General features: G+C 62.7%; 13 protein-coding genes. 7 read left to right on the top strand and 6 right to left on the bottom strand.

What is annotated here, in order from left to right; all coding sequences use genetic code 11:
• Positions 1–45 precede the first annotated feature (45 nt).
• Positions 46–1,032 (top strand): L,D-transpeptidase, encoded by a 987-nt coding sequence (locus KBI52_RS14900; RefSeq protein WP_173946508.1) that lies wholly within the window; start codon positions 46–48, stop codon positions 1,030–1,032.
• 24 nt (positions 1,033–1,056) lie between these two features.
• Here the strand turns inward: KBI52_RS14900 and KBI52_RS14905 are convergent, their stop codons facing one another.
• Both KBI52_RS14905 and KBI52_RS14910 read right to left on the bottom strand, forming a co-directional pair.
• On the bottom strand, positions 1,057–1,332 hold the full coding sequence (locus tag KBI52_RS14905) for a hypothetical protein (RefSeq protein WP_173946509.1): 276 nt from the start codon (positions 1,330–1,332) through the stop codon (positions 1,057–1,059).
• 218 nt (positions 1,333–1,550) lie between these two features.
• Positions 1,551–1,964 carry a BA14K family protein gene (locus tag KBI52_RS14910; protein ID WP_173946510.1) on the bottom strand — a complete coding sequence of 138 codons (414 nt, stop codon included), beginning with the start codon at positions 1,962–1,964 and terminating at the stop codon, positions 1,551–1,553.
• A 743-nt stretch (positions 1,965–2,707) separates the two neighbouring features.
• Between KBI52_RS14910 and KBI52_RS14915 the strand changes: the two genes are divergently transcribed.
• The 4 genes from KBI52_RS14915 to KBI52_RS14930 all read left to right on the top strand — a co-directional run bounded on the left by KBI52_RS14915 (position 2,708) and on the right by KBI52_RS14930 (position 6,751).
• Positions 2,708–4,852: an ATP-binding protein gene (locus KBI52_RS14915; protein WP_210808420.1), complete on the top strand. Its 2,145-nt coding sequence runs from the start codon at positions 2,708–2,710 to the stop codon at positions 4,850–4,852.
• Between the two features lie 12 nt (positions 4,853–4,864).
• Positions 4,865–5,908 carry a response regulator gene (locus KBI52_RS14920; protein WP_210808422.1) on the top strand — a complete coding sequence of 348 codons (1,044 nt, stop codon included), beginning with the start codon at positions 4,865–4,867 and terminating at the stop codon, positions 5,906–5,908.
• 184 nt (positions 5,909–6,092) lie between these two features.
• On the top strand, positions 6,093–6,452 hold the full coding sequence (locus KBI52_RS14925) for a hypothetical protein (RefSeq protein ID WP_247654401.1): 360 nt from the start codon (positions 6,093–6,095) through the stop codon (positions 6,450–6,452).
• Positions 6,453–6,556: 104 nt separating this feature from the next.
• Positions 6,557–6,751, top strand: a complete 195-nt coding sequence (locus KBI52_RS14930) for a hypothetical protein (RefSeq protein WP_173946514.1) — start codon at positions 6,557–6,559, stop codon at positions 6,749–6,751.
• 48 nt (positions 6,752–6,799) lie between these two features.
• Here KBI52_RS14930 and KBI52_RS14935 read toward each other — a convergent pair whose 3' ends face one another.
• Positions 6,800–7,009 carry a DUF2842 domain-containing protein gene (locus KBI52_RS14935; RefSeq protein ID WP_173946515.1) on the bottom strand — a complete coding sequence of 70 codons (210 nt, stop codon included), beginning with the start codon at positions 7,007–7,009 and terminating at the stop codon, positions 6,800–6,802.
• Positions 7,010–7,139: 130 nt separating this feature from the next.
• On the opposite strand from KBI52_RS14935, the gene KBI52_RS14940 reads away from it, so the two are divergent.
• Positions 7,140–8,210 (top strand): COX15/CtaA family protein, encoded by a 1,071-nt coding sequence (locus tag KBI52_RS14940; protein WP_210808424.1) that lies wholly within the window; start codon positions 7,140–7,142, stop codon positions 8,208–8,210.
• Positions 8,211–8,262: 52 nt separating this feature from the next.
• Here the strand turns inward: KBI52_RS14940 and KBI52_RS14945 are convergent, their stop codons facing one another.
• Positions 8,263–8,670 (bottom strand): DUF1236 domain-containing protein, encoded by a 408-nt coding sequence (locus tag KBI52_RS14945; protein ID WP_173946517.1) that lies wholly within the window; start codon positions 8,668–8,670, stop codon positions 8,263–8,265.
• A 457-nt stretch (positions 8,671–9,127) separates the two neighbouring features.
• On the opposite strand from KBI52_RS14945, the gene KBI52_RS14950 reads away from it, so the two are divergent.
• Positions 9,128–9,802, top strand: coding sequence for a ParA family protein (locus tag KBI52_RS14950; protein WP_210808426.1), 675 nt, complete (start codon positions 9,128–9,130; stop codon positions 9,800–9,802).
• A gap of 137 nt (positions 9,803–9,939) precedes the next feature.
• On the opposite strand, the gene KBI52_RS14955 is transcribed toward KBI52_RS14950, so the two are convergent.
• On the bottom strand, positions 9,940–11,223 hold the full coding sequence (locus KBI52_RS14955) for an O-acetylhomoserine aminocarboxypropyltransferase (protein WP_173946519.1): 1,284 nt from the start codon (positions 11,221–11,223) through the stop codon (positions 9,940–9,942).
• A 165-nt stretch (positions 11,224–11,388) separates the two neighbouring features.
• Positions 11,389–11,586, bottom strand: a 198-nt coding sequence (locus tag KBI52_RS14960; RefSeq protein ID WP_210808428.1) for a hypothetical protein, incomplete at its 5' end; no start/stop codon positions are given.

Raw genomic sequence — 11,586 nt, forward strand, 5'->3', positions numbered from 1 at the left:
CAGCCAGGGCTTTGTCTGTCCACGGTAGTGCCAGTGGAGCTTGTCATGAAGATCGTTGCGTGTGTGGCTGTTGGAATCCTGGGACTTACGACATCCGTTCTGGCTGCCGATCAGAACCTGAACCTCGAAGCCGTCAACAAGGCTGAATGGACCCCGAAGGAGGGCAGGGGCAGGGAGGTCGATCCGGTTTTGGTCAAGGCGCAGGTCCTGCTCGATCGGGCTCGCTTCTCTCCGGGGGTGATTGATGGACACAACGGAGACAACCTCCAGAATGCCATCAAGGCTTTCGAAAAGGAGCGCGGCCTCAAACCGGACGGAACCATCGACGAGGAGGTCTGGGCCAAACTGAAGGAAGCCTCATCGGACCCGGTCGTGACCGAGTACACGATCCGGGACGAGGATGTGAAAGGACCCTTCGTGACCATCCCCGACAAGCTGGAAGATCAGGCCCGTCTCGACCGGCTCGGCTACTCCAGTCCGGAGGAGCTTCTGGCCGAAAGGTTTCACATGGATGCGGATCTGCTCAAGGCCATGAACCCGGGAAAATCCTTCGATAAGGCTGGCACGTCCATCACTGTGGCCAATGTCGAGGCAAAGTCCGGACCTGAGAAACCCGAAAAGGCCGGAAAGATCGAGATCATCAAGAAGGAACATGTCCTGCGTGTCCTGACCAAGGACGGCGCTCTGGTCGCGGTTTACCCGGCCTCGATCGGCAGTGAGGAGAAGCCTGCACCCAGCGGTTCGCACAAGGTGCGTGCCGTGGCGCCGAACCCGAACTACACCTACAACCCCGATTATGCCTTCAAGGGCGTAAAGGCGAAGGAGAAGTTCGAGATCAAACCCGGTCCGAACAACCCTGTGGGGAGCACCTGGATCGACCTCTCCGTCGAATCCTTCGGGATCCATGGGACGCCCGACCCGGAGAAGGTGGGCAAGTCCCATTCTCAGGGCTGCGTGAGGTTGACGAACTGGGACGTGGAGGAATTGTCGAAGATGGTCGAGAAGGGAACCCCGGTCGAGTTCATCGACTAGCGCCGCCCTCAGCCCCGGGCCTAGTCAGTCGTCGTTGGCGGAGTTCAGCTGATCGGGCCTTAGGCCCTCGTCGACCTCCTGGTCGTGCGCTTTGACGAGCCATTCCAGCTGCTCCTGAACGAAGTCGGGATCGCTGTGGAAACGCATGGCGCAGGCCACGAGAAAGATCGCCACCTCCGGCAGATCCTCGTCGCCCAGATCAGGAAGGACCAGCTCGAGATCCGTCATATTGCCCGAGGTCAGAATGGCGGCCTCATTGGGAGGAACGACGGTGCCGACGCTGTCAGTGTCTTGAGCCATTGAGAGAACCTTAAGCCTTTCGTCTGGCGGGAATGCAGGGGCCGGTAACATGTTGTGCCGCCGCGTTGGCGGTCTTCCCCTACGGTCGATTCCGCCTTGTTCTAAGGCGCGAGGCGGCCGGGTAAAGGCTCAGCGGCCTATCTCGGACAAGATGCGCACGAAAAAGCCCTGCCGCAGGGGTGCGGCAGGGCCGTGATATGGCGGAGCCGCCAAGACCGCTAATAGGTGCAGACGTAGCGCATCCCGTTCGTCGCCAGAAACGTCCCGGTCGCTGGATCGTAGGAACGGTACTTGCGGGCGCAATAGGCGGCGAGCTGCGGATCCACCGTGCCTGGAGGCGGAGGGGCAGCAGGCTGCGCCTGGGCCTGGTTGGCGATGGCGCCGGCGATCAGCGCGCCAGCTGCGAGTCCCGCAACACCAGCGGCAACTGCCGCGCCGTTGTCGCGCCGATAATAGTACCGGTCACGGTAGTAATAGGGGCGGTAGCCGCGACGGTAATACTGGGCGTAGCTCTCATTCGGGTACGACCGATCGACCTGGGGCAGGGTTCGGTTCGGAAGAGGGCTGGCGCTCGCGGGCAAGGCCGACACCAGCATTGCAGCGCCAACGAGGGCCAGGATGGGTTTGCGCATCGTGTTTCTCCACATGTGCGAAAAACGCCGGCAGAGGACCTGCTGACAGTCGGGCGCAAATATAGCGCTACCTGCCAAGCTCGCACAATCCCGTTCCTGCTGATGTTCGCAAGCTGATTGCTACAGGAGTATATGTAGTTTTCGATGAATCGTGAGATGAGGCAGGAAAGTTGCCGACGAAGTATAATCGGGCATTCGGCGGAAATCGCGACAATCGTGTACTCCCGGAATGCAACATTGACGGAATTCGAATATCATGGAGACATAGATGTAAATTCATATGAATATGCTTATTCCTTGAGAAAAGGCCTCACGGAAAGAAGACGTGTCTTTCTCAAGCGCGGCACTGGATTTTTTCCAATAAATCGCCAATGATGCGCATGTTTTATTATATCTATCCGGGGTTGTGGACTTATGCTGCACCTCATATTCCTTCTGCCTGTGATGGCTCGTCTGCGAAGCGGAATGCAGTTCCGCCCTCGCGTCCCTTTGCCTTCCGCCGAAGGACGGGGCAGGCAGATGGATTTGGGCGAGACCGGACAGATCGGATCCGGCAAGTCCGCGGCGGAGGCACCTGAGCGAACCTTTCTCATGCCAGACGACGCGAAAACCCAGGCTTTCGAAGGCAACTCTCAGCGGGCCTCCACGGAGGGTCCTTCAAGGACCCATGAGTGTCCATCTCGCGAGGAGACGCGCGACTTCTGCCGGGGCCGGCGGCTCGAAGGGCTGCCGATCGTGCCGCCATGAAACTCAAACTTAGAAGCTACAAGGCTTCCCTGGTCACTCTCGCGGCGATCGCAGTTCTCGCCATCTCACTCACATTCACCGTCTGGCGGTTGCTGCACGTGGAGCAGGATTCGCCGAATGGAGATCTCTACAGCAACCTGTGGGAGATCTCTCAGACGCAGTTCGAAGCATCGGTCATCGCGGAGACCCTGGCCCGAGCCGCCATGGGGGAATCGTTTGCCACCCCCGAGCAGACACCCGCCTTCCGCCTTGCCAGCTTGATCAGCCGGTTGTCGGTCCTTGTGGAGGGCGACCAGAGCAGGTTGATCGCCAGGGTCGGGGCTCTTGAGAGCCTCAGGGAGGCCCATCGGCAGTTGACCGACGCCGAGCCGCTCCCCGCGAGCGCTATCGATCCGCATACCGCCATGAGCCTTGGGAAGCGGGCGCACGATCTTGCCTCGGAGCTGCGGGGCATCGCCAACAAGGTCATGCTGCTCAGTCATGAGGAGACGGCGGAGAAGCACTCGCTGTATCTGCGCTACGTCCTGGAGAGCTTCGCCTACATCATCGGCATCGCCATCAGTACGGCCTTCCTGATCGCTCGCCTGTTCAGGGGTGTGAAGGAGACAACCCAGGCCAGGCAGCTGCTCAAGCAGGAGCAGGAGCTCTCCGATCTGGTCATCAACAACATCAGCGATCAGGGCATCGTCATGTTCGATGCCCAGCTTCGATGCCTGCTCTGGAATCCCGGCATGGAAGACTTGTTGAGCATCAAGCCCGACCAGGCGGTCGGACAGCACATGCGGGAGCTTGATCCGATCTTCGCCCAGGAGGACGTGATCGGCTCGCTCTTGCGGGCCACGGAAGGAATGAGCTCGGTCTTCGAGCACGAGGCAGTCTCGTCGGACGGGCAGGAACGATGCCTGGAAATCAACTGCTTTCCTGTCTCTATGGCCGAACGCAAGCTCGGTATCGCGTTCATGCGTGATGTGACGGAGCAATGGCTGGCCCGCAAGCAGGCGGAGCGCCAGAACTTCGACCTTGAGATCAAAGTGCTTCAGCGGACGGCCGCCCTCCGGCAGGCTGAACGCCGCCTGATCGCGGCCATCAAGTCCGCATCGGAGGGCTTCGCGGCCTTCGACTGGACGGGAAAGCTCCTTTTCGCCAACGAACAGATCTGGGCTGCCGCTCCCGTGTCCCTGTGGTGCCAGGACGAGATGAGCCTCTCGGACTTCCTGCAGTGCTTCGCCATGTGCGAGGGCGCGGACGCCCGCCTTGTCAATGCGCAGTCCCCCTTCGCGGAGATCGAGCTGGATCTTCTGGTGAAAAAGGACACATGGGCTCGCCTTTCGCTCACAAAAGCCGATGGCGCGACGATCTTCGTGCGGCTGACGGACATCTCCGGATACAAGCAGGTTGCGAAGGCTCTTGAATCGGCCCTCGACCGGGAGCGGGAGACAACGAACGCGTACCGGAACTTCGTGTCCATGGTGTCTCACCAGTTTCGGACGCCGCTTGCCATCCTGGACTCCAGCGCCCAGCGCATTCTGCGACGTGGAACGGATCTGACGCAGGACGAGCTTGTCACCCGGGTCCAGAAGATCCGAAACGCCGGCACCCGGCTGACGCGTCTCGTCGAGAGCGTCCTTAATGCGGCCAAGCTCGACGCCGGAACCATCGAGGTCAATCCAGCCTCCTACAATCTGGTCGATCTCGTCATGGACATCTGCGAGCGTCAGCGCGAGGTCAGTGCACAGGCCGATATCCGCTTCGACGTTCCGGATGTTCCGGTCAGGGTCTATTGCGACGGCATGCTCATCGAGCAGGTCGTCGTCAATCTCCTGTCGAATGCAATCAAGTATTCGGGCGACAAGCCGCTCGTCGAGATCAAAATCTGGATGGAAGGATCACGCGCCTTCTGCTCGGTTCGCGACTGGGGAATCGGGATCCCGGCCGACGAATTGCCGAAGATCTTCGATCGCTTCTACCGGGCCCGGACGGCGTCTGGGATTGCCGGCACCGGGATCGGGTTGAATTTTGCCCAGCGGATCATGCACTTGCATGGGGGCGACATTCAGGTTGAGAGCTATGAAGCGGCCGGATCCTTGTTTACCTTCGACCTGCCCATAGCAAGTGCCGATCAAACGCAACAGGCTGCATGAGTGACTGCTCCAATGAACGATCAAAAAACAATACTTTGCGTTGAAGACGAAGACGACCTGCGAGGCGATATCGCCGAGGAGCTGGAGGCGGCCAATTACCGCGTGTTCCAGGCCGCGAACGGCAGCGAGGCGCTCAGCCTCCTCGAGCGGCACCGTCCCGATCTCGTCCTCTGCGATATCACGATGCCGGGCCTCGGCGGCTATGATGTGCTCAAAGCCTTACGCGACCAGGGGACGATGGCCGATATCCCGTTCATCTTCCTGACCGCCTTGGCGGAACGCAATGACGTTCTCAGCGGCAAGCAGGCAGGAGCGGACGACTATCTCGTCAAGCCGATCGACTACGAGATCCTGCTCGCGACCATAGCGGCCCGCCTCGACCAGGTCGTCCGGGTTCAGACGAGCGCCGTCCACCGGGCTGAAGAATCCTGGCAGGAAATTCTGAAATCCGCCAAGGGACGCACGGTCGACGCGCTCTACAAGGCCACCTTCGCGTTCGACCGATTTCTGGTCGGCGTCGTGATCGTCGACGAAGCGGGCGCCGTCCGCGTGATGAACAAGGAGGCGCAGCGAATCCTGGCCGAAGGCGATGGGCTGAGCGTCTCCCAAGGGATCCTGAAGGGCTCGGTGGCAAAGCAGAACAGCAAGCTCCATTCGTCCATCGAGAAGGCTTTCGAGGAGGAATCCCTCGACGAGATCGTCTCGTTCCCGCGGATATCCGGCGGCCGGCCTTATCTCGTCCTGATTCCGGGGCAACGGTTCTCCGCCGAGGAGAGGCCGGAGGCCGTCGTCCTGCTCCTGATCGACACCGAGCAGCGGGCAAAGGTATCGGGTGACACGCTCGTGAGGCTCTATAGCCTCACCCCATCGGAAACCCGGGTCGCTCTCATGCTGATCGATGGCAAGCGCCTCGATCAGATCGCCGAGGAGCTGGAAGTCGCCCAGACCACGGTGGTTTTCCATCTCAAGAACCTGTTCCGAAAGACCGATACCAATAGGCAGGCGGATCTCGTCCGGGTCCTGCTGTCGGTGCCGCTGCGCAGCACCAGTGCATGAACGGCGCCGGCTTGGATCTCGAACCGGGAATGTGGCCCTTAAAAGCTTGATCACCATTCTGGCAAGTTTGGCCCAAGCCCAAGCTTTGCCACATTCTGTTCAGCTTTCGGAGAGGTTTTGAACAGTATATCTCATGGCAGGAAGAGGAAGGCATGCGGCCTTTCTCCGCTCGTAGGTGATGATCATGAAGGTCTTTCGTCTAGTTTCCGGGACTGCCGCGGCTCTGGCGCTCGTCACCGGCTTGTCTGCCGTCCAGCCGGCTGCAGCGCGTGATCGCCTGTCTCCCGGGGCCGCTGTGGCCCTCGGAGCGCTGGGAGGGCTCGCTGTTGGCGCTGCCGTCGGGTCGGCCATCGCGCAGCCTCAGCCCCCGGTCGTCTATCGCGCACCCCCGCCGCCGCCGCCGGTCTATGTCGAGGAGGCCGCGCCGGCCTATTACGAGCGCCCGGTTCGTGAGGTCTATGTGGAGCGCTGCTCCACGGAGCGTTACCGGGAATGGGTTCCCGGCTGGGGCTGGGAGCATCGTAGCCGCCAGGTCTGCCGCTGAGGTTTTCGAGATGGCCCGCTTCCGGCGGGCCTTTTCTTTTCCCGTGACAGAAACCCGGATTCGGCTGCCGCGTTGATCGCATGACATCTCATGCGAGCTTAGCCATGACCAGCACACCGAAAGATCAAGCCGGATCCGATCAGACGAAGCTCAATCCCGGTGATCAGGCGGAGCCGGGAACGCCGGGCGCAGGGGAGAATGTCTGCCCTGAATGTAAGGGCAGCGGCCGCATCGGCGCCACGGCGTGTCCGATCTGCGGCGGCACAGGCACGATCATTGAGGGGATCGGCGGAGCCTAAGGTCGAACTCGGACCTGAGGCCGTTCGTCCGGACTGCAGGATGCTGCGCTAGGACTTGTCGGGCTTCGCCATCCAGCGGACCAGCGGCATGAGCGGGACGATCCAGATCAGGCCGAGCACGATGTAGGCGACGGTCTGAAGAAGCTTCGGGGCCTGCGTGATCCGGCCCTCGGCGACCGCCATCGCGAACAGCGCGTAGAAGATGATGAAGGCCAGCATCACCACTGTGCCGATCAGCTTGCGCAAGCGAATGCCCATGGCGAAATCCTCACATCGTCACCACCGGATCGCGATGGTGCGTCACCGGCATGAATTGCCTCGTCGAGGCACAGCCTCTATGTGACGTCCATATTCCGGGTTCAAGCCCTAATCGACGATGAGAGTGAGCATGGCTGTCGCAGCCTCCACCGAGGGCGTGCCGTTGGCGCGCGTGCCTCGAAGCCGGTCCCTGTCCGCCGTTCGCGCCTGGATCTACTGCCTCGCGGCGCTGGTCGTCCTGATGGTCGCGGTCGGCGGCGCCACGCGTCTGACCGGCTCCGGTCTTTCGATCACGGAGTGGAGGCCCGTCACCGGAGCCATTCCGCCGCTGACCGAACAGGCCTGGGTGGTCGAGTTCGAGAAATACCGGCAGATTTCGCAATATGAGCTCGTCAACAAGGGCATGAGCCTGTCGGAGTTCAAGTTCATCTATGCTTGGGAATGGGGGCACCGGCAGCTCGGCCGTCTCATCGGCCTTGTCTTCTTCCTGCCCCTGGTCTGGTTCTGGGTCAGAGGGATCATCCAGGGCAGGCTGGCCCTGACGCTCCTGGGGATCGGAGCCTTGGGCGGCCTCCAGGGCGCCATCGGGTGGCTCATGGTCGCATCGGGCCTCGAGCCGGGCATGACCGCGGTCGCGCCCATCAAGCTCGCCCTGCATCTCACGGTCGCCAGCGTCATCCTGGCCTGCCTCGTCTGGGTCGCCTCGGGGTTGAAGAACCGATCCGGGGCCGCGAGCCGGGAAGTCCGGACAGGCTATGCGCCCCGCATCCTGGTCGGGCTGATCCTATTCCAGATCGCCCTCGGAGGCCTTGTCGCAGGCTCCAAAGCCGGCCTGACCTACAACACCTGGCCGCTCATGGACGGAGCTCTCGTTCCGCCGGCCTCGGCGCTGTTCGTGGTCAAGCCCTGGATCGAGAACTTCGTCGACAATGTCCTGCTGGTCCAGTTCAACCACCGTCTCGTGGCCTATGCCATCGTGGCTTTCGCCTTCTGGCATGCATGGTCCGTTCGCCGGAAGGACCCTGCTTCGAGCACCGCCGGTCGCGCAGCCGGCATGGCCGGCCTCGCGCTGGGCCAGATGGCTCTCGGCATCGTCACCCTGCTGCTGGCCGTCCCGCTCTGGGCCGGGCTAGCCCATCAGGTCTTCGCCATGGCGGTCCTCGCGATGGCGGTCGTTCATGCCCGGGTGAGCAAGGCCTGACATAAGAGAAGGGCGGCCGTCAGGCCGCCCTGGAACTCAGCTTCCGCAGACGTTAGCGGACGATCTGGACGATGCGGCGGGTGCCGGGCTCGACCAGGACCGGGGTGTCGTTCACGACAGTGTAGCGATAGTTCTTGACGCCGTATTCGGCCGGAACCTCGTAGTACTGCACGCCGGAAGCCGGGAGGGTCGCGCCGACGCGAACCTCTTCCTGGTAGCGGTAGGACGGAACGCCCTGGGTCACCACGTACTGGCGGAACTGCGGCTGCTGCTGGTCGGCGAGACCGCCGACGATCGCGCCCGTCACGCCGCCGACGACGGCTCCCACGGGGCCGCCCACGATGGCGCCGCCGACGGCACCAGTGGTCGCACCAGCAGCCGCGCCGCCAGACTGAGCGAAGGCGCCAACCGGCGCGAGAGCCACGAGAAGGGCACCTGCAAACAAGATCTTCTTGGACATTTGTCAGCTCCTAAGACTTGTGAAGTCTGGAGCTTAACGGCCAAGCGGAGCGGTGGTTCCGCAACCGAAAACCTGCCGCAGACGAGGATCCCAAGCCGGACTTCAGGGAGGTCGATCCGCCACAAAGCTTGACCGGGATCCGTCGCGAGACCCAGGCGGCGGGAGGCCGGGAGCCTTGGGCTTCGCCCGCTTCACCGGCGCTCTATGGGCCGAGAATTGCGAACGCCCGTGTCCTGGTCGCACGAAGATTTCCGAGGCCCTTGGGGCACCGAAGGGCCCGCGCCCGCTCGACTCAGCGGCCCGTAGAACGCAATCGGGGCCGTCGATCCGGAAAATCGCAGTGGGAATACGGCGGGAATTAGGAAATCAGTACTTGCTCTGCTACAGGTGAACAATATTAAGATAGGCTTAACCCCTAAAGGCAGGGCTGTCGGAAAAGGCTTATGAGGAGTCAGGCATGAATGTGCTGGTCTTTGCTTCGCGGAAAGGCGGCTCGGGGAAGAGCACGCTCGCTGCTCACCTGGCGAGTTATATCGCCAATCCTTCACGCCCCACGTTGCTGATCGACAACGATCCGCAGGGCTCCCTGTCGCTCTGGCACAAGATCCGCAATCAGGAATACCTGGGCCTGAAGCACAACGTGCGCAACATCGCCGAGGCCATCCGGGATGCCAAGCGGGAAGGCTACGAGTGGGTTCTCGTCGACACGCCGCCGAACAAGTCGGCCATCGTGGCCGAGGCCATCAAGCAGGCCACCCTGGTGATCGTTCCGACCCGCGCGAGCCTGTTCGACATTGCGGCCCTCCAGGACACGGTCGCCATCGCCCGTGAGCACCGCAAACCCTACGCGGCGGTCATCAACGCGGCTCCGGCCAAGCACGGAGACGCAGAGGCCCACGTGGTGGCGGACGCCCGCGGCGCCCTGAACGCCCTCCAGGTTCCGGTCTGGGCCGGCCAGATCACCCACCGTCCCGAGCTGACGCTTTCGCTCGCGACCGGCGAGGGCGCACGGGAATACGATGCGAATTCACAAGGGGCGGAGGAAATCGGCCGCCTCTGGACGGCCCTGGAGCGCTCGCTGAACGCGATCCACAACACCTACAAGAAGGCCGGTGCGTCCCGGGCCGCGTAGGAAACAGTTTCATCTCGTCAGAAAGGGCGGCTCTCGGGCCGCCCTTTTTTGTTCGATCGCTCTCGGTCGCCCCTCCCGGTCGCCACCGGCACGAGGCCGATGACGGTGGGCTGAGGACCGGAAACGCAAGGGATCGCTTACGCTGCGTCGAGCGCCTGGTTCAGGTCGTCGATCAGGTCCTGCGTGTCCTCGAGACCGATGGAGAGGCGCACCACCTCCGGGCCCGCTCCGGCCTGGGTCTTTTGCTCGTCGGTGAGCTGACGATGCGTGGTCGAGGCCGGGTGGATGACCAGGGAGCGGGTGTCGCCGATATTGGCCAGGTGGGAGAACAGCTTGAGGTTCGACACGAGCTTCACGCCGGCCTCGTAGCCGCCCTTGAGGCCGAAGGTGAAGACCGCGCCGGCGCCCTTGGGGCAGTACTGCTTGGCGAGGTTGTGATAGCGGTCCGAGCGCAGGCCCGGATAGCTGACCCAGGAGATCTTGTCGTGGCCCGCCAGATGCTCGGCGACGGCGAGCGTGTTGTCCGAGTGGCGCTGCATGCGCAGCGGCAGGGTCTCGATGCCGTTGAGGATCAGGAAGGCGTTGAAGGGCGAGAGCGCCGGGCCGAGGTCGCGCAGGCCGAGCACGCGGCACGCGATGGCGAAGCCGAAATTGCCGAAGGTCTCGCCCAGAACCATGCCGGCATATTCCGGACGCGGCTTTGACAGCATGGGATAGCGGTCATCGCCGGCGAAGTTGAACGAGCCGCCGTCCACGATGAGGCCGCCGACCGAGTTGCCGTGGCCGCCGAGGAACTTGGTGGCCGAGTGCACGATGATGTCCGCGCCGTGCTCGAAGGGGCGGATCAGATAGGGGGTCGCCATCGTGTTGTCGACGATGAACGGGATGCGGTGCTTCTTGGCGATGGCCGCGATCGCCTGCAGGTCGACGATCACGCCGCCCGGATTGGCGATGGATTCGACGAAGATCGCCTTGGTTTTCGGCGTGATGGCCGCCTCGAAGGAGGACGGATCGTCCGAATCGGCCCAGACCACGTTCCAGCCGAAGTTCTTGTAGGCGTGGTTGAACTGGTTGATCGAGCCGCCATAGAGCTTGCGGGCCGCGATGAACTCGTCGCCGGGCTGGAGCAGGGTGTGGAAGGTCAGGAACTCGGCCGCATGGCCGGAGGCCACCGCCAGGGCGGCCGTTCCGCCTTCCAGGGCGGCCACGCGCTCCTCGAGGACGGAGCAGGTCGGGTTTCCGATCCGCGAATAGATGTTGCCGAACGCCTGCAGGCCGAAGAGCGATGCCGCGTGGTCCACGTCGTCGAAGACGAAAGAGGTGGTCTGATAGATCGGCGTCGCACGGGCGCCCGTCGCAGCATCGGGAGCCGCCCCAGCATGGATGGCGAGCGTGTTGAAGCCTGGCAGGCGGTCGGTCATGGTCGGACGTTCCTCAAGGATAAGAATGCGTTCTATTTAAAGAACGCCTCGTTCGTCCGTCAAGGAGCGTGTGAGGTGATCCGCTTGCCCTCAAGGCCTACGGCCGTCCCAGGATCAGGCCCCCGGATAGGGCGGCGCAGCAGGGGATGGGCATCCTCCGCGTCATCACCGGCCCTGTGCCGGTGATCCCGATTGCTTGAGGTGCGGCGCTTTTCCAATCGGGATGGCCGGCACAAGGCCGGCCATGACGGGCGGAGGGTCGGATGACGGTGAGTTGATCTGTGCGCTGTCAAAGAGCCAGCACCTGCAGGCCCGCAGCTTGCGCTGCGAGCCTTCAGGATGATCGAGGGTGGCGCGAGTGGC

The sequence above is a fragment of the Microvirga sp. HBU67558 genome (assembly GCF_018069605.1).
Lineage (GTDB): Bacteria > Pseudomonadota > Alphaproteobacteria > Rhizobiales > Beijerinckiaceae > Microvirga > Microvirga terrae.